The following is a 23,816-nucleotide window of genomic DNA, read 5'->3' as shown; positions in this document are numbered from 1 at the left end:
TCGCGCCGCGCGATCACTTCGCTGCCCCGGGCGCGCTCATCGAGAAGGGCCGGTCGGCTTTGGCGGTGCCCCACTGCTTGTTCGGCGTCGGCCCCATGACGAAGCGCAGCGTGCCGCCGGCCTGGAGCGCCTCGCGCGACAGCCACGGCTTAGCATAGGGCGCGCCGTTGAGCGTCGCCGACTGAATGTAGACATTGTCGCGGCTGTTGTTCTCGGCCTCGATCGTCAGCACCTTGCCGCCCGGCATGGTGACGCTGGTACGGCGGAACAGCGGGCTGCCGATGGCATATTGCCCGACCGTCGGGGTGACCGGATAGAAGCCGAGCGCGGAGAAGACGTACCAGGCCGAGGTCTGGCCATTGTCCTCGTCGCCGGGATAGCCGTCGGGCGCCGACGAGTAGAGTTTCCGCATCACCTCGCGCGCGTGATACTGCGCCTTCCACGGCGCGCCGGCCCAGTCGTACAGGTAGATCATGTGCTGGATCGGCTGGTTGCCGTGCGCGTACTGACCCATGTCGACGATCTGCATCTCGCGGATCTCGTGGATCACCTGCCCGTAATAGCTGTCGTCGAAGATCGGCGGGGTCGAGAACACCGAGTCGAGCCGCGCGACGAACTTGTCGTCGCCGCCCATCAGGCCGATCAGCCCCTGCACGTCCTGCATCACCGACCAGCTGTAATGGATCGAATTCCCCTCGGTGAAGGCGTCGCCCCATTTGTACGGGCTGAACGCGGCCGACCAGCTGCCGTCCTTGTTGCGGCCGCGCATCCAGCCGCTCTGCGGGTCGAACAGCTTGCGATAGTTCTGCGCGTGCTCGGCATATTTCTTGGCGTCGGCGGTCTTGCCGAGCGCGGCGGCCATGCGCGACAGCGAGAAGTCGGCGGTGGCATATTCGAGCGTACGCGCGGCATTCTCGTTGATGCCGACGTCATAGGGGACGTAGCCGAGCTGGTTGTACAGCTCGACGCCCTCGCGCCCGACCGCGCTGAGCACCTTGCCGCTCTTGTCGCGCGGGCGCCCCTCCGACGTGGTCGCGTTCTTGACCATCGCCTCGTAGAGCGTGTTCGCGTCGAAGCCTCGCACGCCGTTGAGATAGGCGTCGGCGATCAGGTTGGCCGAGTTCGACCCGATCATCACGCTGCGGTGCCCCGGGCTCGCCCATTCCGGCAGCCAGCCCGACTCCTTGTAGGTGTTGACCAGCCCCTGCATGATCTCGCCGTCGCGCTCGGGATACATCAGCGCGAAGAAGGGGAAGACCGCGCGCCACGTGTCCCAGAAGCCGTTGTCGGTGTAGAGCGGGCCGTCGTGGACCTTGCCGTCGTACGGGCTGTAGTGGATCAGCTTGCCGTCTGCGCCGCGCTCGTGGAACTCGCGCGGGAACTGCAGCATCCGCCACAGCGCCGAGTAGAAGGTGCGGCGGTTGTCGAGATCGGGGTCGTCGACCTTGATGCGGTCGAGCTCGGCCGACCAGGCGGCGCGCGCCTTGGCCCTGGTCTGGTCGAACGTGTCGCGCCCGATCTCGCCGTCGAGGTTGCGCTGCGCCTGCTCGGCGCTGATGAAGGAGGAGGCGACGCGCGCGCCGACCTGCTCGCCCTTCTTCGTGGCGAAGCTGATCACCGCGCCGACGTGATCGCCCTCGGCGCGACGCCCCTCCGTCAGCGTGCCGCTGCCGTCGAAGGTCTGGCTGACGGTGAAGGGCTTGTCGAACTCGACCACGAACCAGTTGCGGAAGTTCGCCGGTACGCCGCCGTGGTTGTTGCTGACATAGCCGGTGATGCGGCGCCGCGCCGGATCGACCGACACCATCGAGCCGCCGGCATAGCCGTCGAGCAGGACATGCGCGTCCTTGGTCTCGGGGAAGGTGAAGCGGAAGTGCGCGGCGCGCGCGGTCGGCACGATCTCGGTGGTGACGTCATAGTCGGCAAGATAGACCTTGTAGCCCCACGCGCGGCTCTCCTCCGCCTTGTGGCTGAACCAGGAGGCGCGCTCCTCCTCCTTCGCCTTCACCGCGCCGGTCATGGGCAGCAGCGCGAAGGCGGCATAATCGTTCATCCACGGGCTCGGCTGGTGCGTCTGCTTGAACCCGTTGATCTTGTGGGCGCTGTACGTGTAGCCCCAGCCGTTGCCCATCTTGCCGGTGACGGGCGTCCAGGCGTTCATCCCGAAGGGCACCGCGATCGCGGGGTAGGTGTTGCCGTAGGACAGCTCGTAGCTGCTGTCCGTCCCCATCAGCGGATTGACGAGGTCGACCGACTCCGGTGGCGCGTCCTGCGCCACCGTCGCCGCGGGGGAGAGCATCATGGCGGAGGCGCACAGCGCCGCGATGATGCCCCGGCGCCGCGCGCTTGCCATGTTCACTCTCCCTGAGACGTATCGATGATCAGAACTTGAAGGCGGCGCCGAGATAGAAACGGCGGCCGGCGTAGGTGTTCGAGACGAAGCGGTCCTTGGTGTCGTTGCCGAGATGCTGGCGCTGCTCCGACTTGGTGAGGTTGATGATCGAGGCGGTGATCTGGACGTTCTGTATCACGTCGAATGCCGCGTTCAGATCGACCTGCTCATAGGGATCGTCGTAGTAATTGATCCCCGACAGGAGCCCACGCACCACCTCGCCGCGACGATTGTACGACGCGCGCAGCAGCACCGGGCCGTGCTCGTAGAAGACCGACGCGTTGAGCTGCGTCTTGGCGCTGTTGACCAGCGGCGACGTGCCCAGGTCGGTACCGTTGAGCGAGATGTCGGCCGTCGACGTGTCGTTGTAGGTAAAGTTCACCTGCGCACCGAGGCCGAAGTCCAGCGTGTGCTGGGCATAGACCTCGACGCCCTGCGACACCGCGCTGGAGCCGTTCGCCTGGGTCGAATATTGCTGCACCGTCACCGTCTCGCCGGCGACCTCCTGCGGCAGGTCGATGACGACGGGCACGACGAAATCCTGCACGTCCTTGCGGAACAGGGTGAAGCCGAGAACCGAACCGGGATGGAAATACCATTCCGCGCCCGCGTCATACTGCCACGCCCGGAAGGGCTTGAGGTTGAAGTTGCCGCCGTTGCCAAACCATCCGGGCAGCGCGCCGAACTCGGCACGATCGAACGTGAAGGGGTCCGAGTTGAAGGTGAGCGAGCGCGCCGCGCCCAAGTCGTTGTATCCCGGGCGGCTCATCACCTTCGACGCTGCGGCGCGTAGCAGCAGGTTGGGAATCACCTCCCACGAGATGTTGAAGCTCGGCAGGAAGTCGGTGTAGCTCTTGCTCTCCGCATTCTGGGTGAAGACGCGCTGCTGACGCTGCGCCTCCGGGATCACCAGGCAGTTGCCGTCCTCACCGAAGGGCTTGTTCGGATCGAACTGACCGCCCGGCCCGTTCACGCAATAGTCGTTCTCATAGGTCAGCGTATCGCTCGACACACCGCTCTGCTTGGTATTCACGACGCGCAGGCCGATGTTGCCGCGCACCGTTTCCGTCTTGAAGTTGGCCTGAGCGTAGCCCGCCCAGATCTTCTCCTCGATATCGTAGAGGTTCTGCGGCTCGGGCACGCGCACCGGGCCGTTGTACTTGCCGTTGAGGTAATCGATGTAGTTGCCGATGTTGATCGCCGGGAAGGCGCTCGTCTCGAACCCGCCGGCGATGTTGCCGAGCGAATTGGGGTAGAAGACTTCCGGCAACGCCAGCGCGCCGCCCGGCGTGTCCTGAAAGCGCAGCGTGTTGGCGGCGTCCGAGTACCATTCGAAGCGACCGGTCTCGCGGTGGACGCGACCGTCGCGCCACTTCACGCCCGCCTGGATCGAGGCGAGGAACGGCGAGTCGAAGCTGCGCGTCACGTCGGCCTGGGCATAGCGCTGCGAGATCGAGTTGTTGGTGAAGCCCGAGCCCGTCGAGCCGAGATCGATCTGCGCCACGCCGTTGAGCATGTTCTGGAGAATGTCAGGCGAGAAGTTCATCGCGATCGACTGATCGGTGAAGTTCCAGGCGCTCAGGCTGTTGCCATTGACGGTGCCGTTGCGCGGCTTGGCCTGGGCATAGAATTGGAACGAGGGGCCGCCGGTCGACCGCGTCTTGCCGAACACGACATCGACGTTGAGGTGATCGAGGTTCCACTTGGCGTGGACGTCATAGGTGTTCGACACGCTCTTCTCGCGCGCCAGATAGTTCTGCGGCGCCGGGGTCTCCATCGTGCAGGGATTGGTGTTGGCGCGGCACAAGGTCCCCTCGGGCGGCACCTGGAAGGTCGCACCGGTCAGGATCGTCCCGCTCTTGTCGAGCGTGCCACCGGTGAAGAAGTTACCGTAACCCCACTCCGGGATCTTGATGACGTTGCGGGTGTAATCGCCGTCGAGCTGGAAGCGGAAGTAGTTGGCGGTGATCTCCAGATTGTCGAACGGCTTGGCCTGCATAGTCGCCTGGATGCCGAGGCGTTTGCGCTTCTGCTCCTCGATCGTCTCGCTGACCGATTGCGGCGCCCAGTAACCGTCGAACACCGTGCCGCCGAGCGTCTTCTGCCCGCCGTTCACGCCGTCGTTCCAATAGTCGATCGCGGCGTCGTTGCCGAACGGGTTGCCGTTGACGTCGACCGCAGGCTTGGCGGTGCGATCGTTGGTCCACCAATGCCAGCTGTCGGCATTGGCGCTCAGCGTGCGGTTGGTGCGCTCCTGATAGGTCGCGCCGACGAGGAAGCCGAGCGTCTTGCCCTCATTGTGCCACGACAGCAGACCGGAGACGTTCGGCTCGGTCTTCTTGCTGACGTCGGCATAGGTGCCCTCGGCCGAGACGCTGCCCGACCAGGGCTCGAGGTCGAAGGGGACGCGCGTGTGATTGATGATGACGCCGCCGACGCCGCCCTCGTCGAGCCGCGCCTCGGACGATTTGAACACCTCGACGCTCCCGATCAGCGTCGACGGCAGCAACAGATAGTTGAACGAGCGCGAGGGATCGCCGGTGTCGGTGCCGGCAATGAAATTGCCGTTTAGCTCGGTCAACGTCAGGTCGCTGCCGAGGCCGCGGATGCTGACGCGGCTGCCCTCACCGCCGTCGCGCTCGATGATCACGCCGGGGACGCGCTGGAGCGAGTCGGCAACGTTCTTGTCGGGGAACTTGCCGACGTCCTCGGCGGTGATCACGTCGACGAAGGCGTTGGCCTCGCGCTTGCGGCTGAGGCTCTGCTCGATCGAGCGGCGATAGCCGGTGACGACGATGTCGCCGCCGCCCGCGGCACCCGAGTCAGCGGCGGAGTCGGCGGCGTCGGCCTGGAGCTGGCCGGGGCTGTCGAGCGTGCTGTTCGCGGCGGGCGCGGAGACCTCGCCGGTGTTGCTCGACGGCGCCGGGACGGTCGTCTGGTCGGGTGCCTTGTCGGCCTGCTCGGCCTGCGCGCCGGCGGCGGTCGATGGGCTGGTCTGCTGCGCCTGCGCGCTGCCGACGATCCCCGCGGCCAGACTCACCCCTGCCAGCAGCAGCGGCATCCGACGACGCAGCGGCGCGCGCGACGGGGTTTGGGCAGTGAAACCTCGCATTAGTCCATCCCTCCTCTTCGCGGTGGGATTCGTTGCCCCGCCGCGTCCCTCGACCGGACCGCCGCGAGCGCGCCAGCGGCGCGCCGCACCCCTCATGCCGAGCGGCGATCACGAGGTTAATCAGACAATAGCAAAAGCAAATTGTCAAATGGAAGGATTGAGAACGTTCGCGCAAACCTTTGCGAAGAGGTACTTTAAAGCCGAGGTGGCCTTATTCCACCGCCTTCCACAGCGCGCCGGGCTTGGGCAGGAGGAAGTGGCTGAACGGCAGGATGGCCGCGCCGACCGCGGGCGCGTCCTCGGACAAGGCGGCGCGCTCGACCGGCGCCACCGCAGGCGCGTCGGTGATCTCGCCGAGCAGCGCGTTGACCCGCTCGGCGAGCGACTCGACCAGCGCCGCCGGCAACCGGCCCCCGATCAACACCGCGGCGGGGTCGATCAGGCAGCTGATCGCGTCGAGCGGGGTGCACAGCTGCCGCGCCGCGCGGTCGAGCCAGGCGTCGACGCTGGCGCGCGCGGCGTCGCTCGCGTCGGGCGCGAGCGCGGCGGCGATGGCGACGCCGTCGCGCGCGAGATGCTCCTGCAGCCCGGAGCGCGACACCAGCTTCTGCACCTGCTCGCGCGTGCCGCCCTCGCCCGGCGCGAGCATGAAGCCGAGCTCACCGCTGCGCCCGTGCGCGCCGCGCGCGTAGACGCCGTCGCTCACCACGCCCCCGCCGAGCCCCGAGGAGATCAGGATATAGAAGAAGTTGCTCAGCCGCTGCCCGCGCCCGAGCTGCATCTCGCCGGTCGCCGCGGCCGCGGCGTCATTCTCGACGAACACCGGCAGCGCGAGCGGCTCGGCGAACAGCGCCGCCATGTCGACCCGCTCCCAGGCGTCATAGGCGGCGGGCCGGCCCGGCAGGTCGACCGAGCCGAGATCGTCGGGCACCGCGACGCCGAGCCCGACCAGCTTGGCCGGATCGACCCCGGCGCCGCGCAGCATCGGCTTGATCGAGCGGCGATAGAAAGCGCGCACGTCGTCGGGCAGCGCGAAATCGACCTCCTCCGACCGGCGGGCGAGCGTCTCTCCGGCGAAATCGACCAGCACGAGCGTGATATGATCGCGGTCGACGTTGACCCCGATCGAGTAGCAGGCGTCGCGTTTGACCTCGAGCTTGGTCGGCGGCTGGCCGCGGCCGCCGCGGCGCTGCCCCGCCTCTTGGATCAGCCCGTCCTGGAGCAGTCGCCGCGTGATATTGGCGATCGCGGGTCCGGTCAGCCCGGTGATCTGCGCCAGCTCGACCCGCGTCAGCGAGCCACCGACTCGGATCGCGTGGAGCGTCACCCGTTGGTTGTGATCGGCGGCGCGCTCGAGGTTGGTGCCCGAGAGGCGCGGCGCTGCACCCCCGCTCACGCCGCCCGCCCCGTGGTCTCCCGCCCCGCCGCCGATCGTCGCATCCTGTCGTCCCCTGAACTGTTATCGCTCCCGTTCCAGCGCCTTTCGCCCAGCACCGCAAGCAAGAACAGCCGCCACGTCGAATTTGAATTATGCAATTTGGTGTTCTAAACGCCTTTGTTCAGGATCAACGCGCGGCCTTCACGCGCGGCGGTGCAAGGGACGGGGGAGAGGGCGATGCGATATCAGGCGGACGGGCCGGCGGCACGCGCGCCGCTCGCTGGGGTGGAGCTGGGCGGCACCAAATGCGTCGCGACGCTGGCGCATTCGCCCGACGCGATGCTCGACCAGGTGACGCTGCCGACGCTTGCCCCCGACGAGACGCTGCCGGCGCTTGCCGCGGTGCTGGCGGGCTGGCGCGAGCGTCACGGCCTTGCCGCGGTAGGCATCGCCTCCTTCGGGCCGGTATGCCTCGATCGCGCCTCGCCGCGGTACGGCCATGTGCTCGCGACGAACAAGCCGGGATGGCGCGACGCCGACGTGCTCGGCACGGTCGCCGCCCCGCTGGGCCTCCCGACCGGGTTCGACACCGACGTCAACGGCGCGGCGCTCGCCGAGATGCGCTGGGGCGCGGGCCGCGGGCTCGACGATTTCGCCTATGTCACCGTCGGCACGGGCGTCGGTGTCGGGCTGGTGGTGCACGGCCGGCCGACGCGCGGGCTCGGCCACAGCGAGATCGGCCATATCCGTGTCCCCCGCGCGCGCGGCGACGACGCGCCGAGTGCCTGCCGCTACCACGACGATTGCGTCGAGGGGCTCGCCTCGGGCAGCGCGCTGCGGCTGCGGCTCGGCGACCGCGACGTCGCGACGGTCGGACCGGACGACCCGGTGTGGGAGCCCATCGTCGACGTGCTCGCGGCGATGTGCCACGCGCTGGTGGGCAGCACCGGACCGCTGCGGATCGCGATCGGGGGCGGCATGCCGGTCAAGCAGCCGCACCTGCTGCCGCGCATCGCGGCGCGGCTCGAGGCCAGTTTGGCGGGCTATATGGCGCTCCCCGAGGACGGCTATATCGTCCCGCCCGCGCTCGGCGACCGCGCCGGTCCGCTCGGCGCGATCGCGCTCGCGGCCGACGCGCTGGAGGAAGCGGCCGACGTCGCCGCGCGGATCGAGGCGGAGGCGATGCTGTGAGCCGGGCCGCGCGCCCTCGCCCGTTCCGCCATCGCCTTGCCGCCGGGAGCGCCGCGCTCGCGCTGCTCGGCGCTCCCGCGCTCGGGCAGCAGGCCTCCTCACCTGCCAGCACGACCGCCCCGGCGCGCACGATCGACGCGGTCGACCCGTTCATCGGCACCGGCGGCGAGGGCCACACCTTCCCCGGCGCGGTGGCGCCGTTCGGCATGGTACAGCTGTCGCCCGACACCGACACCCGCTGCGTCATCCGCGAATGCTACGCGCACGCCGCCGGCTATCGCCACGACGATCCGACGATCGAGGGCTTCAGTCACACGCATTTCTCCGGCGCGGGCCATTCCGATCTCGGCGACGTGCTGGTCATGCCGGTCAGCGGCGACGCGGTGGCGATGGACCCGGGCACGCCCGCCGCGCCGGGCTACCGCTCGCGCTTCGACCATGCCAGCGAGGTGGCGCGCCCCGGCTATTACGCGGTGACGCTCGCGGCACCGCAGGTGCGCGCCGAGATGACCGCCGGCACGCGCGTCGGCGTGCACCGCTATACCTTCCCCGCGGGCAAGGCGGCGCACCTCGTGCTCGACCTGCGCCGCTCGCTCTACAACTACCCGGGCAAGGTACTGTGGTCGGGGCTCCACCTGCGCGGCGACGGCACGCTGACCGGCTTCCGCGAGACGCGCGGCTGGGCGCCGGGACGCAAGCTGTTCTTCGCGATGCGCTTCTCGGCGCCGCTCACCGGCCACGCCTTGGTCGATCGCGACGGCGACGTCCCCTACAAGGGTTTCCAGGCCCCCGGCCGCGGCAGCGACGTGCTCGCCGAGAAGCTCGGCAAGCAGCTCGAGGCGCGGCTCGACTTCGGCGCGCTCGACCGCCCGCTCGAGGTCCGCGTCGCGCTGTCGGGGGTGGACGAGGCCGGCGCCGTCGCCAACCTCGAAGCGGAATCGGGCGACTTCGACGCGGTGCAGGCGCGCACCCGCGCCGCCTGGGACGCGGCGCTCGGCGCGGTTGAGTTCGAGGCGCCCGCGCCGACCCGGACGATCGTTGCCACCGCGCTCTACCACAGCCTGATCGCGCCGAGTGTGTGGAGCGACGCCGACGGGCGCTACCGCGGCCCCGACGATCAGGTGCATCGCGCCGAGGGCTATACCTTCCGCTCTACCTTCTCGCTGTGGGATACGTTTCGCGCCGAGCACCCGTTGCTGACGCTGGTGCAGCCGGCGCAGACCACCAACGACGTGGTGCGCTCGCTGGTCGACAGCCAGCGCTACAGCCCGCACGGCATCCTGCCGGTGTGGCAGTTCGCCGGGCGCGAGACCTGGACGATGATCGGCTATCACGCCGTGCCGGTGATCGCCGACGCCTATCTGAAGGGCTTCCGCGGCTTCGACGCGAATGCCGCGCTCGACGCCATGGTCGCCAGCGCGGACTATGCCCCGTACGGCGGGCTCGGCGATTACATGAAGCTCGGCTATGTTCCGATCGATCGCGAGCCCGAGGCGGCGTCGAAGACGGTCGAATATGCCTATGACGACTGGACGATCGGGCGGATGGCGCGCGCGCTCGGCCGCACCGACGTGGCGCAGCGTTTCGAGCTACGCGCGACCAACTGGCGCAACAGCTTCGACGTGAGGACCGGCTGGCTCCGCGCGCGCAAGAGCGACGGCAGCTATCGCACGCCGTTCGACCCCACCGCGATCAACTACGGCTCTGACTACACCGAGGGCAATGCCTGGCAGTACAGCTGGTTCATGCCGCAGGACCAGGCCGGGCTGTTCCGGCTGCTGGGCGGCGACCGCAAGGCCATCGCCAAACTCGACGCGATGTTCGACTATGACAATTCCAAGCTGGACTACAGCCATGCCGAGGACATCGCCGGCCTGATCGGCCAGTACATCCATGGCAACGAGCCGAGCCACCACGTCGCCTATCTTTACACGTACGCCGGCGCGCCGTGGCGCACGCAGGAGCGACTTAAGCAGATCGTCGAGACGCAATATCACGCGAGTCCTGAGGGCTTGAGCGGGAACGACGATCTCGGCCAGATGTCGGCCTGGCTGGTGTTCACCGCGCTTGGCTTCTACCCCGTCGCGCCGGGCAGCAACCAATATGTGATCGGCCGCCCGTTCGTCGCGCGCGCGACGCTGCGGCTGCCCGACGGCAAGCGCTTCACGGTGGTCGCGGACGGCCTGTCGGACGCGAACCGCTACGTCGGCGCGGTGGCACTCAACGGCAAGCCGCTGACGCGCAGCTGGATCGCGGACGAGGAACTGCGCGCCGGCGGGGAACTGCGCTTCACCATGACGGCGCGGCCCAACAAGGCGTGGGGTGCAGGACGCGCGGCGCGGCCGTTCTCGACGACGCGCTGAACGGGCGCTCCCAACCCCGTTATCCCGGCTATGAGCCGGAATCCATGGTGCCGCGTACATGATCGCCCGTTGAGGCGCGCGGGCAGATGCATCCCGGCTCAAACATGTCCTGAGCGACGCTGCAGGCGGCGTCGAAGGGGCCGGGATGTCGGTGAGGGTGAGCGATGATACCTGGAGCATCGCACTGACGACCGGCCGGGTTCCGCTGATGGCTGATGCACCTATGAGGACCGGTGCTCCCGCGCACGCGGAGGTCCAGAGCGACAGGCGGTGACGTTGAAGACCCTGGGCTATGGCGTTCGCCGGAGCACGCGGACGATCCGGACGAGATGGGCCAGGCTCCGAGCTGCCGTCGTCGCCGGGCCCCTCTCAGCGGCGCTCGGGCCGGCGCAGCCGCGCGCTGCTGATGCTGGCGAGCAGCAGCTCATAATGGTCGTTGGTATAACCCGCGGCGAGGAAACCCTTCACCGCGCTCACCGGCACCGCGAAGCCCTGGTGCCAGGCATGCACCGCGAGCCGGCGCAGCGCCTCCAGCTTGGGATCGGCCAGCCGCGGGTTGGGCTGCTTGCCGAACAGCACGCCCATCGCCACCGCGATGCGGCCGGGCTCGCGCAGCGACGATAGGCGGTCGCGGCGGGCGAGCGACACCACCAGCCACTCGAGCGCGCTCAGCGCGGCGCGGTCGGCGGTGACCTCGGGCTCGGCGGTCGGTGCGACGGTGTCGGACGCGAGGTGGCGCTCGGCGGTGAGCGCGGCGGCACCGCCGATGGCGGACGTGAAATCGATGAAGGCCATGTCGTCTCTCCCCTTCGGAGTATGCGGGGCGCACGCCACCCGCCGGAGAACCGGGGCGAGAGCGCCGTGTCAGTCTAGAGCGAGGGTGCCGCGCGGTGGACGCGCCACCGCGCCGGCGATCAGGTCGCTGGGTCGTGGGTGAGCGGTCGTGCCATCGCGGCGTCCCTCCGGTGAAGGTGCCGCCGGAGCGTCACCGCCGTTTCTATACTGTGTGGTATAGAAAGCCTTGCCGACAGCGTCAACGCTTTATGTACCGGTCGGTAGCGTTTTTTCTTACGAGCGGCTCAGCGGGTCGGCCACATGGCGAGGCTGGTGTCGACCACCTGCTCGAGTTCGGCGCGTGTCGCACCCGAGCCGGCCTGCACCGCCATGCCCTGCAAGATCGCGTACAGATATTGGCAGAGCGCCTGCGGCGTGATGTGCGCGGGAAATTCGCCGGCCTGCTGTGCCTGCTCGAACCGTTCGACAAGCGCCTTCTGCGACGAGGCGCGCCGCGCGATCACGTCGTCCTTGATCGACCGCTGCTCGTCGCCGCAGGCGGTGGCGTGGATCACGCCCATGCAGCCCTTGGGGCCGCCGCTGTTGCACTGCGCCTCGATCGCGCCGCGCATGAAATGCTCCGCCACGGCGCGCGCGGTCGGCTGGTTGAGCGCCTCGCGCGTGTAGGAGAGCTTCTCCGCCTCGTAGAGGTCGAGCGCCTTGTGGAACAGCGCTTCCTTGTTGCCGAAGGCGGCGTAGAGGCTGGGCTTGGTGATCCCCATCGCCGCGGTGAGGTCGGCCATGGAGGCGCCCTCATAGCCCTTGGTCCAGAAGACGCCGAGCGCCGCCGCGAGCGCCTGCTCGGTACAGAACTCGCGCGGACGGCCCTTGACGGCGGAACAGGCGGTGGCAGTGGATTCCATAACGACCGGTATGTAATGCGCCGGCAACGCCGCGTCTAGGTCGGCGCGGCTCGGCTCGTCTCGTCGCGGCGCGCGGAGTGGTCGGCGGGGGAGAGGTCAAGCTCGTCTCACCCCTGCAAAGATGACGTCCGCCGCCGATCGCTCAGCGATAGCGACCCATCGTCACCTTCAGCACCTGGGGGCGATCGACCAGGTTGATGCCGTAGTCCGTCTGGTCGCCGTTCCACATGCGCGACATGACCCATCTGCCGTCCGTGAAGCCGCCCTCCTCGACTCGCACCACCATCCCCTCCCCGCTCGCGGCGGAGAAGGTGACTCGCGCGTGGTCGCCCACCAGCAGGAACTCGTCGTCGGAGAGCTGCGCCACGGCGACGCCGCCGACCGGCTCGTTCGCCCAGGGTGCGGGGTCGGCCTTGAGCCAGGTCCACTCGCGCATGCCGAACTGCCACTCGCCCCAGGTCGCCGCGATCTTCCAAGCGCCGAGCGTGGTGGAGACGACGGCCCCGTCGTCGGGCTTCGCCGCGCCCCAGGTCGGGCGCGAGGCCGCGATCCGCGCCCAGTCGCGCGCGATCGGCGCCAGGGTCCCATAGGGCAGCGCGATGGCGTCGAGCGTCACCGGGTCGAGCGACTTGGCGCCGAGCGGGAAGTTGAAATAGCCGGTCGCGTCCATGCCGAACGGCGCATAGCCGATCGCCCCCCGCCCCAGCGCGGCGTAGAAAAACCGCGCGAACTCGCGCGCGTTGCCGATCTCCGGCACCATCAGCGCATTGTCGGGCCGCGCGTATTTGTCGAGATATTGGACGACGTTGGCGCTCTTGCGGTCGTAGATATCGGGCGCGGCGAAGTCGATCGCGGGTGCCGCCGCCTTCCAGATGTCGAGCACGTCCTGCTGCGGCCCGCCGCTTGCGACGCCGTCGGGATCGGGCACGTTCGACGGCCCCGCCAGGGCCGCGTTGACGTACATCGGCAGCGGCTTGGCCTTCTTCCCGGCCGCGGCGATGGCGTTGACATAGGAGGCGACGTACCAGGTGTTGAAGGCGCGGTCGGCCTGCGCGCCGAACGCCTGCGCCCAGGTGCCGCGCTTGCCGGTGCGCTGCGCCAGCGCGGCCGGGATCGGCTGCGCGAACAAGCGGTTGCCCTCCGCGCCATAGTCGCGCGGGTTGCGATAGCTGCCCGTCTCATTCTCCGGCTGGACCATCACGACGGTGTGCTGCTGGTCGTTGTCGCGGAGATATTCCATCACCTTGACGAAGGCGCGCCGGTCCGCCGCCAGTGTCGCCTGCGAGAGCGGGGTGAGCACGCCGTGATCCTTACCGTCGCGCGTCTTCATCCGCGGGAAGCGGCGGTTGTCGAGCTTGACCCAGTCGGGTGTGTAGCCCGGGCTGGTGTTCTTCCACGTGCCGAACCACAGCAGCACCACGCGCTTGTCGTGCGCGCGCGCCTGATCGAGCAGGGTCTGGAGGAAGGACAGGTCGAACTGCCCCTCGTGCGGCTCGACCTGCTGCCAGGCGATCGGGATCTCGATCGTGTTGGCGTGAATGCGGTCGAGCACCGGCCACACCTCGGGCAAGGCCGCGGCATAGTTACTCGAGTTGTTGACCTGCGCGCCCAGCATCAGGAAGGGCGCGCCATCCACCAGCAGCGCGTGGCGCCCGTCCTGACTCACCAGCCGCGGCAGCGGCGCGCCCTGCGCGCTCGCCCCCGTCGCCGCCAGCGCGACCGCCCCTGCCGCCGCGAGCATCGCGGCGCGTCCCCACCGTCCGATCATTCACCCTCCCCCTTCGGATCGCCGTACATGATGCCGCGGCCATCGGTGCCGACATAGACGCGCCCGTAGCGCCGCGGGTCGCCGCTGATCACGCGCAGCCGCAGTCCCCAGCGATGTGCCGCGTCGTTGATCTGCACCCACCGCGCGCCACCGTCGGTCGAGCGATAGATGCCGCGCGTGCCGTCGACGGTCGCGATCGCGTAGAGCGCCGGCCAGGCGCTGCCCGGCGCCGCCTTGCCGAGCCCGTAGCGGTCGATCTGCGCCGTGGAGCCGGCCCGCGCCCAGTGCTCGCCGACGTCATCGGAGTGATAGAGGGCGCCCGCGACGAGCAGCCACAACGCCCCGGCGCGCCCCGGCACTGCCACCAGCGGGTTGGCCGCCTCGCGTCCCACCGCGCGCGCGCCCGACAGGTCGGCCGGCAGCCCCTGCCCGGCGGCGGGCGCGAAGCTGGCACCACCGTCGCCACTGCACAGGATGCGACCGCGCTCGGCGTCGACCGCGTAGAAGCGCTGCGGGTCGGCCTTGTCCGCGGTGACGCGCGCGCCGTCCGGCAGGCCCGTGACCGCGCGCCACGTCGCGCCGCGGTCGCGGGTCAGCAGCGGCCGGTCGCTCTCCACCAGGAAGGTGGCGCCGTCGGCCGAGACGGTGATCGCGGCGCCGCCCGTCTGCGCGCGCGCGGGCGTGCCGTCCGGGCGCGGGGTCGTCTCGCTCGCAGGCAGGCGGAGCGGCGTCCAGCGCTCGCCGCCGTCCTGCGACCAGGCGAGCGAGGTGTCCGGCACCACCGGCTTGTGCGTGTTGCCGCTGCGGACCAGTACCAGCGGCGCCGCGCCGGCATAGTCGAGCGAGTTGGTGTTGGTGAGGAACGGCGTGCGATGGACGTGCGCGGGCGAGCGCGTGAGGTCGGCATGGCGGAAGCCGCCGAGGTCGCCGAAGCCCGAGACCAGCGGCGCGCCGCCGGTCGGGCTCACCAGCGTGATGATCGCGGTCTGCTCGATCCCGCGCGTCCACGGCGCCCAGCGCATCGTCCCCGTCCGCGCGAAGGCGTCGGTGGCGTAGACGGTCGCGCCGGTGACATAGGCGGCGTGCGCGGCATCGAACGGATCGATCGCGAGCCCGGCGATCCAGTGGCCGAAATTGGCCCGCCCGTCGAAGTCGAGGAACGGCGTGGCGCTGACATCGCGCGTGCTGCGGCGCCACAGCTCGTCCCAGTGCGCGCCCGCGTCGGTGGAGCGCCACACCGTGTCGACCGGCTGGTAGCGGTTGACCGTGCTCACCGCGAGGACGCGCGGGTCCTGCGCCGAGACCGCGACGCCGAAGAAGCCGCCCGGCACCTCACCCGCGGCGCGTGGCGGAGTGACGTCGCGCCACGAGCCGGCGTCGGGATCGTAGCGCCACACCGCGCCGTCTCTGACGCCGTTGGGGCCGATCGCGTCGCTGTAGCTCAGCGTGACGACGCCGTCCCCGCCCACCGCGGCCTTGACCGGGAGCAACGCGGCGCGCGGCCCGCCTGCGACCGCGCGCCACGTCGCGCCGCCGTCGTCCGAGCGGAACAGGTGGCGCTCGCCCGGGTCAGCGCTGCCGACGAACATGCGGCCGCGGTGCGCCGGATCGAACAGCACGAACGACAGTCCGCCATGCGTCGTCCGCGGCCGGTCGGGGCGACCCAGACCGGCGAGCGGGAAGCTCGCCACCTTCCGCCACGTGGCGGCTGAGTCATCACTGCGCCACAGGCCGTCGTGGCGCGAGCCGAAGAACAGCGTGGCACGCGCGTTGAGGTCGATCGCGAGCCGCTCGCCCAGACCGCGCCCGTCCTCGTTGCCGCCCATCGCGAACGGCACCGGCGTGGTGCGCCAGTGCACACCGCGGTCGCTCGAGCGCAGGATCGCGGCGGGGCCGCGTGCGCTCATCCCGACCGCGAGATAGACGAGGTCCGCGTCGACCGGATCGGGCGCGACGCTCTCCACGCCCATGTAGCTCGGCTCGGCGACGTCGTCCTGCAGCGGCACCCAACGGCGGGCGGCGGCGTCCCAGCGATAGGCGCCCCCCATATCGGTGCGCAGATAGGCGAGCCCGCGCTCCGCGCGGCTGAAGACGATGCCGGGCGCGAACCCGCCGCCGCCCACCGTCACGTTGCGCCAGGCGTAAGAAATCGGCGCCGCGAGAACGTTCATCGGAGGCGCCGCGATCATGGCAAGGAGCATGGCAACCGACCGGATCCTCACCCCTTCCCCTTTCGCGCGATTTATCAGATCACTTCAGCGACGTTCCGCTATGGCATGGAAGGTACCGCTACCACAATGGCCTGCTACAGCCTTCCGTCGCCATGGCGGCACCCTGAACTTGTTCCAGGATCCGCGTCGCAGCAAACTTCATGGTTGGTGTTGCTCGCGGGACAGTGGATCCTGAACCGAGTTCAGGATGATCCCTGAGGACAGGCCGCGCTACCCCTCACCGCGCCCGCGCGCCCGGTCGACGCCGCGGCGCCGCGTCCGACTGGCGTCGCACCAACGTGTGATCGAGCACGAGCTCGGGTGCACTGGCCGATGGATCGTCGCGGCGCGCGCGCAGCATCTGCGTCAGCATCTGCACCGCGGCGCGGCTCATGTCCGCGATCGGCTGGTGGATCGTGGTGAGCTCGGGCCAGATCGTCGTCGCCAGCGTGCTGTCGTCGAAGCCGACCACGGTGAGGTCGCCCGGCACGTCGAGCCCGCGCCGATGCGCCACCGCCACGCTGGCGGCCGCCATGTCGTCGTTGCTCGCGAAGATCGCGCTCGGCGGCTGCGCGATGTCGAGCAGTTCCTCGGTCGCATCGAGACCCGAGCGGTAACTGAACAGCCCGCGCGCGATCAGCGCCTCGTCGATCGGCAGCGCCGCTCCCGTCAACGCGTCGCGATAGCCTGCCAGCCGCTCCTCGCTGGCAGTGAGATTGGGGTTGCCGGTGATGAAGCCGACGCGCTGGTGCCCGAGCGCCAGAAGGTGTTCGGTCATCGCACGCGCCGCGGCGCGGTCGTCGATCGAGACGCGGCCGATCCCCGCGGGCGAGCTGCTCGTCGCCACCACCACCGTCGGCACGCGCGCGCCGAGCAGCACGTCGAGCACCAGCGGCGAGTCGCACAAAGGCGGCGGGAGGATGATGCCGTCGAGACCCGAGGCGACCAGGCGCGCGGCGACCTCGGCCTCATGCTCGCCGGGGTCGCATTTCTGCACCACCAGCTGGATGTCGCCGCGCCCCGCCTCGTCGAGGCTGCCGAGCAGGAAGGCGCTGAGATAGGCCTCGCTGGGATTGCTGTAGAGCAGGCCCAGCCGCACCTGCGACGCCCCCGCCAGGCTGCGCGCGGCGCGGTTGGGCGCATAATCGAGCCGCTGGATCGCCTCGCGCACCGCCGCGCGCGTCGCCTCGCGGACGTTGTTCTCGCCGTTGATCACGCGCGATACCGTCATGGTCGAGACGCCGGCGAGCTGCGCCACGTCGGCGATCGTCGGTGCCCCGGTCTGGCGTGATCCGGTGCCGCGGATCCTGCGGATGTCCCCACTCATGGCTGCGATACGTACCAGTAAAAGCCGGCGCGCCTAGTCGCCGCGACGAAAATGCTGATAGCGTTCTCAGGCCACCGCTTCTATGTTCACGCCGTCTAGGGGATCGCACCGCCAGGGGCCGGCGACCCGTCTCGGGAGGGGAAGAATGGGGCGTTTCTCGCAGTTCTCGCTGGCGTTGCTGCTCGCCGGCAGCGCCAGTGCCGGCGTCGCGCAGGTGGCGCATCCGGATCGCTGGCCCGCGGCCAAGAGCATCGGCCTGGTCGACGCCGCGACGGAGGCCAAGGTCACCGCTTTGATGAAGCAGATGACGCTCGAGGAGAAGATCGGGCAGATGATCCAGGCCGACATCGGCTCGATCAAGCCAGAGGACCTGCGCCGCTACCCGCTCGGCTCGATCCTGGCCGGCGGCAGCTCGCCGCCGCTCGGCAGCCCCGACCGCTCGCCCGCCGCCGCCTGGGTCGCCACCTCGCGCGCGTTCAACGCGGTGGCGCTGGAGCAGCGCGCCGGCCATGTCGCCATCCCGCTGATGTTCGGCGTCGACGCGGTGCACGGCGACAACAACGTGGTGGGCGCGACGCTCTTCCCGCACAACAGCGCGCTCGGCGCGATGCGCGATCCCGCGCTGATCCGCCGCATCGGCGCGGTCACCGCCGAGGAGACCGCCGCGGCGGGGATCGACTGGGCGTTCGGCCCGACCCTGGCGGTGCCGCAGGACGATCGCTGGGGCCGCGCCTATGAGGGCTATTCGGAGGACCCCGCGGTGGTCGCCTCCTATGCCGGCGCGATGATCGAGGGGCTGCAGGGCGTCCCCGGCCAGCAGGGCATCCAGCGCGGCCATGTCGCTGCCAGCCCGAAGCATTTCCTCGGCGACGGCGGCACCAAGGACGGTGTCGATCAGGGCGACACCCAGGTCGACGAGGCGACGCTGATCAAGGTGCACGGCGCCGGCTACCCACCCGCGATCAAGGCCGGCGCGATGACGGTGATGGCCAGCTTCTCGAGCTGGAACGGCCAGAAGATGCACGGCAACCACTCGCTGCTGACCGACGTGCTCAAGGGGCGCATGGGGTTCGAGGGCTTCGTCGTCGGCGACTGGAACGGCCATGGCCAGGTGCCGGGCTGCACCAATAGCGACTGCCCCGCCACCTTCGCCGCGGGGCTCGACATGGCGATGGCGCCGGACAGCTGGAAGGGCATGTTCGACACCACGCTCGCCGCGGTGAAGGCGGGCAAGCTGCCGATGGCGCGCGTCGACGACGCGGTGCGCCGCATCCTGCGCGTCAAGATGAAGCTCGGCCTGTTCGACGCGACGCGGCCGTGGGAGGCGCGCGGCGCGACGGTGGGCTCGGCCGAGCACCGCGCGGTGGCGCGCGAGGCGGTGGCCAAGAGCCTCGTGCTGCTCAAGAACAACGGCGTGCTGCCGGTCAAGGCGAGCGCCAACATCCTGGTGGTGGGCGACGCCGCGGACGACATCGGTCGCCAGGCCGGGGGCTGGACCTTGTCGTGGCAGGGCGACGGCAACACCAACGCCGACTTCCCCGGCGCGACCTCGATCTACGCCGGGATCGCCGCCGCGGCCAAGGCGGGCGGCGGCACCGCGACGCTGTCGCGCGACGGCAGCTTCGCCACCAAGCCCGACGTTGCGATCGTCGTCTTCGGCGAGCAGCCCTATGCCGAGATGCGCGGCGACGTGCGCACGCTGGAGTTCGAGGCCGGCGACAAACAGTCGCTCGCGCTGCTCAAGAAGCTGAAGGCGGCGGGCGTGCCAACCGTCTCGGTGTTCCTCTCGGGCCGGCCGCTGTGGGTGAACCCCGAGCTCAACCAGTCGGACGCCTTCGTGGCGGCCTGGTTCCCGGGTTCGGAGGGCGAGGGCGTCGCCGACGTGCTGGTCGGCGGCAAGCGCGACTTCACCGGCAAGCTCTCCTTCAGCTGGCCCAAGAACGCCGGCCAGTTCACGCTCAACAAGGGCGCGCCGGGCTACGACCCCTTGTTCGCGTTCAGCTACGGGCTGAGCTATGCCAGCCGCGGCAGCGTACCGACGCTGAGCGAGGAGGCGGGGGTCGACGCCAGCCTCGCCAACACCAGCCTGTTCTTCGCGCGCGGTCGCGTACCGGCACCGTTCCAGCTCGCGCTCGATCCGACGGTAACGCGTACCGCGGTGGACAGCGCGACCGCGCAAGAAGGTGCCGTGCAGCTGAGCTGGCGCGGCCCAGGCAGCGCGCGGATCACCGGCCCGGCGCTGTCGCTCGTGCGCGAGACCAACGCCGACCTCAATCTCCAGGTCAGCTACCGCATCGACCGCGCCGCGACCGGGCCGGTGTCGCTGGCGCTGGGCGCCGGCAAGGTCGATGTCGCGCGTGCGCTCGACTCGGGCGGCGGCTGGCACGTGCTGCGCGTCCCGTTGAAATGCTTTCGCGCCGCGGGCGCGACCATGGAGTCGGTCGACACACCGATGGCGCTGACCGCGGCCGCGCCGTTCTCGGTCGCGATCTCGGATATCCGGCTCGCCACCGACCCCGCGGGTGCGGTATGTCCGGGCGCATGACGATGGATCTACCCAGCCGCCGCGCGGTGGTCGCCGCGCTCGCCGCCGCGCCGCTCGCCGCGCCCCTCGCCGCCGCCGCGGCGCCGGCCGCTCCCGACGACATCCCGGGCGCGACGATCCAGCTCTGGCCCGACGCCGCGCCCGGCGCGCCCGCGACGTTGCCAACGCCCAAGATCGAGCAACGATCGAAGGACGCGGGCTTCAACGATCGCTGGGTCACCGGCGTGGCGCGGCCGGGGTTGACGGTGCGACGTCCCGCGCGCGCCAACGGCGCCGCGGTGCTGCTGATCCCCGGCGGCGGCTATGGCTTTATCGCGTGGGACAATGAGGGCGAGGAGCAGGCGCGCTGGCTCAACAAGCTGGGCGTCACCTGCTTCATCCTCTCGTACCGGCTGCCCGCAGAGGGCTGGGGCAACCGCGCGCTGGTACCGCTGCAGGACGCGCAGCGCGCGGTGCGCGTGATCCGCGCGCGCGCGGGCGAGTTCGGGGTCGATCCCAAGCGAGTCGCGGTGCTGGGGTTCTCCGCGGGCGGGCATCTCGCCGGCAGCCTCGCCACGCGTCACGCCGAGCCGGTCTACGCGCCGGTCGACGCCGCCGACGAGCAGTCGGCGCGGCCCGATCTCGCCGGGCTGATCTACCCGGTGGTCACCTTGGCGGAGACGTTCACGCACGAGGGTTCGCGCGACAACCTGCTGGGCACGCCGTCGAGCGACGCGCTGCGCCGCGACGCGTCGGTCGAGCGCCGCGTCACCGCGGACACGCCGCCCGTCTTCCTCGTCCATGCGAGCGACGACAACACGGTGCCGATCGAGAACAGCCTGGTGCTGTACCGGGCGCTGCTGGCGGCGAAGCGGCCCGCCGAGTTGCACGCCTTCGACCAGGGCGGGCACGGCTTCGGCACGCGTCTGCCCGACAGCGCGCCGGGATCGGTGTGGCCGAAGCTGTTCGCCGCTTATGCCGCTCGGCACGGGGTGCTCCCGGCGGCGGTGTGAGTCGGAATCGTCACTGGGCGCGGCCGGCATACGATCGTTGCGCCTCCCCCATTATTCCTGCGAAGGCAGGAATCCAGCTACGCAGAGCTTGCGGCTAGAAGCGAGACGTTCGCGTGTCTGGATCCCCGCCTGCGCGGGGATGACGAGGGTGGAGAAGACGGGAGCGGCCGCTCCACAAGGCCGTCGCTTAACCTGAACCCGTCCAGTGTGGCACCTCCGCCCTCACATCTCCCCGCGCGCGCGCCGGATCGCGAACCAGCGCTTCACGTTGGCGTTGTGCTGCTCGAGCGTGTCGGCGAAGACGTGCCCGCCGCTGCCGTCCGCCACGAAATACAACGCGCGCGACGGCGCCGGATCGAGCACCGCGTCGATCGACAGCCGCCCCGGGTTGGCGATCGGCCCGACCGGCAGTCCGGGCGAAGCATAGGTGTTGTAACCGTTCTTGGCGCGGAGCTCGCTCTGGCGGATGCGGCGGCCGAGCGGTCGACCCTTGGTGATGGGATAGATCACGGTCGGATCGGCCTGGAGCGGCATGCCGAGCCGCAGCCGGTTGGCATAGACCGACGCCACCATGCGCCGCTCCGCGGGCTTGCCGGTCTCCTTCTCGACGATCGAGGCCAACACCAACGCCTGCTGCGGCGTCGTCACCGCCGCCGTCGGCTTGCGCCGCGCCCAGGCCGTGGCGAGATAGTCGCGCATCGCGCGCTGCATCCGCGCCAGCACCGCGGCGCGCGGCTCGCCGCGCTCGAACGAATAGCCATCGGGCAGCACCGAGCCCTCCGCCGGTACCGCGACGTCGCCGCTGAGCGCGTCGGCGCGCAGCAGCACGTCGCGCACCATCACCGCGGGCAGGCCCTCGGGGATTACCACCAGCCGCTGGACCACCTTGCCGCTTTGGAGCAGCGCCAGCACCTGCGACGCGCTGGCCCGCGCGGGGATCGCATATTCGCCCGCGCGGATCGGCGTCGCGCTGCCGAACAGCCGCGCCTGCAGGCGGAAGTGGTGCGCCGAGGCGATCACCCCCGCCCGCTCGAGCGCGGTGGCGGCGCCCGCCAGCGAGCTGCCCTCGGCGACGGTCACGGTGGCGTCACGCCGCAGCGGACCGGCGCCCTTCCATCCCTGCGCGATCCACACGCCCGCGCCGAACAGCAGCAGCGCGACGATCAGTCCCAGGCAGCCGAGCCGGCGCATGATCCAGCGGCCTCAGATCGTCTTCATCACCAGCGAGGCATTGGTGCCGCCGAAGCCGAAGCTGTTGTTGAGCACCGCGCGCACCTCGCGGCGGCGCGCGACATGCGGCACGAGGTCGACCCCCTCGGCGCCTTCGGACGGATTGTCGAGGTTGAGCGTCGGCGGCACGATCTGGTCGCGCATCGCCAGGATGCAGAAGATGCTCTCCACCGCGCCGGCGCCGCCGAGCAGGTGCCCGATCGCCGACTTGGTCGAGCTCATCGACAGGCCACCGATCGCGTCTCCGAAGAGCCGCTTTACCGCGCCCAGCTCGATCATGTCCGCCATCGTCGAGGTGCCGTGCGCGTTGATGTAATCGATGTCCGACAGCGCGAGGCCCGACTTGCGCATCGCCATCTCCATCGCGCGATACGCGCCCGACCCTTCCGGCTCCGGCGCGGTGACGTGGAAGGCGTCGCCCGACAAGCCGTAACCGACCACCTCGGCGTAGATCTTGGCGCCGCGCGCCTTGGCCCGCTCATATTCCTCGAGCACGACCACGCCCGCGCCCTCGCCCATGACGAAGCCGTCGCGGTCGCGATCATAGGGGCGGCTGGCCTGCTCGGGCCGGTCGTTGAAGCTGGTGTTGAGCGCGCGCGCCGCGGCGAAGCCCGCGATGCCGATCGGGCACACCGTGCTCTCCGACCCGCCCGCGAGCATCACGTCGGCGTCGTCCAGCGCGATCATCCGCGCGGCGTCACCGATCGAGTGCGCGCCGGTCGAGCAGGCGGTGACGACCGCGTGATTGGGCCCCATCAGCCCGTATTTGATCGAGACCTGACCAGAGATCAGGTTGATGAGGCGGCCGTGGACGAAATGCGGGCTGACCCGCTTCGGTCCCTTCTCCGCCAGCACCAGCGACTCGCTCTCGATGCCCGGCAGACCGCCGATGCCCGAGCCGATCGAGCAGCCGGCGCGGAACCGCTCGGCCTCGCTCATCTCGGTGAGACCGGCGTCCTCCAGCGCCTGCCCCGCCGCGTCGATGCCGTAGACGATGAACGGATCGACCTGGCGCTGGATCTTGTGATCGACCCTTTTGTCGGGATCGAAGCCCCAGGGATGGTCCGCCGGCTTCACCTCGCACGCGATCGTGCACTTCTGGTCCGACGCGTCGAAGCGCGTGATCGGGCCGGCGCCCGACTTGCCCGCGATCAGATTGGCCCAGCAGGTCTCCACGTCGGCCCCGAGCGGGGTGACGAGGCCGAGACCGGTGACGACGACACGGCGCATAGACGTTCCTTCTTCCCCGGCACTGCGCCACGCGTCGCGCCGCCGGTCCTTCCAAACGAAACGGCTCCCCACCCCCTAGCCGAGGACGGAGAGCCGCTCAGATCAGCTCGCTAGAGCGGGAGGTCTCCCCCCGTTCCTCAGCCCTTGTGCTCGTCGATATAGGTGATCGCGTCCTTCACGGTCGAGATCTTCTCGGCCGCATCGTCGGGGATCTCGACGCCGAACTCTTCCTCGAACGCCATCACCAGCTCGACGATGTCGAGGCTGTCCGCGCCCAGATCGTCGATGAAGCTGGCGTCCTCGGTGACCTTGTCGGCCTCGACGCCGAGATGCTCGACGACGATCTTCTTCACGCGGTCGGCGGTCTCGCTCATAGCTTTC

The 23,816-nt window shown here is 69.9% G+C and carries 15 protein-coding genes; 4 read left to right on the top strand and 11 right to left on the bottom strand.

Annotated elements, in window-relative coordinates:
- Positions 1-13: 13 nt before the first annotated feature.
- The 3 genes from FHY02_RS02955 to FHY02_RS02945 all read right to left on the bottom strand — a co-directional run bounded on the left by FHY02_RS02955 (position 14) and on the right by FHY02_RS02945 (position 6,900).
- Positions 14-2,353, bottom strand: a complete 2,340-nt coding sequence (locus FHY02_RS02955; protein WP_183920290.1) for a GH92 family glycosyl hydrolase — start codon at positions 2,351-2,353, stop codon at positions 14-16.
- A gap of 28 nt (positions 2,354-2,381) precedes the next feature.
- On the bottom strand, positions 2,382-5,504 hold the full coding sequence (locus FHY02_RS02950) for a TonB-dependent receptor (protein WP_183920288.1): 3,123 nt from the start codon (positions 5,502-5,504) through the stop codon (positions 2,382-2,384).
- A 211-nt stretch (positions 5,505-5,715) separates the two neighbouring features.
- Positions 5,716-6,900, bottom strand: coding sequence for an ROK family transcriptional regulator (locus FHY02_RS02945; protein ID WP_183920286.1), 1,185 nt, complete (start codon positions 6,898-6,900; stop codon positions 5,716-5,718).
- A 219-nt stretch (positions 6,901-7,119) separates the two neighbouring features.
- Between FHY02_RS02945 and FHY02_RS02940 the strand changes: the two genes are divergently transcribed.
- Positions 7,120-8,073 (top strand): ROK family protein, encoded by a 954-nt coding sequence (locus tag FHY02_RS02940; RefSeq protein WP_183920284.1) that lies wholly within the window; start codon positions 7,120-7,122, stop codon positions 8,071-8,073.
- Positions 8,070-10,436, top strand: coding sequence for a GH92 family glycosyl hydrolase (locus FHY02_RS02935; protein WP_409322174.1), 2,367 nt, complete (start codon positions 8,070-8,072; stop codon positions 10,434-10,436). Before FHY02_RS02940 ends, FHY02_RS02935 begins: the two co-directional genes overlap by 4 nt.
- A 369-nt stretch (positions 10,437-10,805) precedes the next feature.
- Here the strand turns inward: FHY02_RS02935 and FHY02_RS02930 are convergent, their stop codons facing one another.
- The 5 genes from FHY02_RS02930 to FHY02_RS02910 all read right to left on the bottom strand — a co-directional run bounded on the left by FHY02_RS02930 (position 10,806) and on the right by FHY02_RS02910 (position 17,438).
- On the bottom strand, positions 10,806-11,231 hold the full coding sequence (locus tag FHY02_RS02930; protein WP_183920282.1) for a hypothetical protein: 426 nt from the start codon (positions 11,229-11,231) through the stop codon (positions 10,806-10,808).
- Between the two features lie 284 nt (positions 11,232-11,515).
- A complete protein-coding gene (locus tag FHY02_RS02925; protein ID WP_183920281.1) occupies positions 11,516-12,133 on the bottom strand; it encodes a TetR/AcrR family transcriptional regulator in 618 nt (205 codons plus the stop codon).
- A 142-nt stretch (positions 12,134-12,275) separates the two neighbouring features.
- Positions 12,276-13,901, bottom strand: coding sequence for a DUF5597 domain-containing protein (locus tag FHY02_RS02920; protein WP_409322172.1), 1,626 nt, complete (start codon positions 13,899-13,901; stop codon positions 12,276-12,278).
- Positions 13,898-16,072, bottom strand: a complete 2,175-nt coding sequence (locus FHY02_RS02915; protein ID WP_260172581.1) for a hypothetical protein — start codon at positions 16,070-16,072, stop codon at positions 13,898-13,900. Before FHY02_RS02915 ends, FHY02_RS02920 begins: the two co-directional genes overlap by 4 nt.
- 277 nt (positions 16,073-16,349) lie before the next feature.
- Positions 16,350-17,438 carry a LacI family DNA-binding transcriptional regulator gene (locus tag FHY02_RS02910; RefSeq protein WP_183920279.1) on the bottom strand — a complete coding sequence of 363 codons (1,089 nt, stop codon included), beginning with the start codon at positions 17,436-17,438 and terminating at the stop codon, positions 16,350-16,352.
- Between the two features lie 145 nt (positions 17,439-17,583).
- Between FHY02_RS02910 and FHY02_RS02905 the strand changes: the two genes are divergently transcribed.
- Both FHY02_RS02905 and FHY02_RS02900 read left to right on the top strand, forming a co-directional pair.
- Positions 17,584-19,983: a glycoside hydrolase family 3 protein gene (locus tag FHY02_RS02905; RefSeq protein WP_183920278.1), complete on the top strand. Its 2,400-nt coding sequence runs from the start codon at positions 17,584-17,586 to the stop codon at positions 19,981-19,983.
- Positions 19,984-19,985: 2 nt separating this feature from the next.
- Entirely contained in the window at positions 19,986-20,975 is a 990-nt protein-coding gene (locus FHY02_RS02900; protein ID WP_183921402.1) for an alpha/beta hydrolase, read from the top strand.
- 222 nt (positions 20,976-21,197) lie between these two features.
- Here the strand turns inward: FHY02_RS02900 and mltG are convergent, their stop codons facing one another.
- The 3 genes from mltG to FHY02_RS02885 form a co-directional block, all read right to left on the bottom strand.
- Entirely contained in the window at positions 21,198-22,166 is a 969-nt protein-coding gene (gene mltG / locus FHY02_RS02895) for an endolytic transglycosylase MltG (RefSeq protein ID WP_183920277.1), read from the bottom strand.
- A 12-nt stretch (positions 22,167-22,178) separates the two neighbouring features.
- Complete coding sequence (fabF, locus tag FHY02_RS02890) at positions 22,179-23,435, bottom strand: beta-ketoacyl-ACP synthase II (protein ID WP_183920276.1); 1,257 nt, start codon at positions 23,433-23,435, stop codon at positions 22,179-22,181.
- Between the two features lie 137 nt (positions 23,436-23,572).
- Positions 23,573-23,809 carry an acyl carrier protein gene (locus FHY02_RS02885; RefSeq protein WP_028056834.1) on the bottom strand — a complete coding sequence of 79 codons (237 nt, stop codon included), beginning with the start codon at positions 23,807-23,809 and terminating at the stop codon, positions 23,573-23,575.
- Positions 23,810-23,816: the final 7 nt, after the last annotated feature.

This window comes from Sphingomonas sp. BK069 (assembly GCF_014193405.1).
GTDB lineage: Bacteria > Pseudomonadota > Alphaproteobacteria > Sphingomonadales > Sphingomonadaceae > Sphingomonas.
This window is presented reverse-complemented; position numbering and strand designations above follow the sequence as displayed.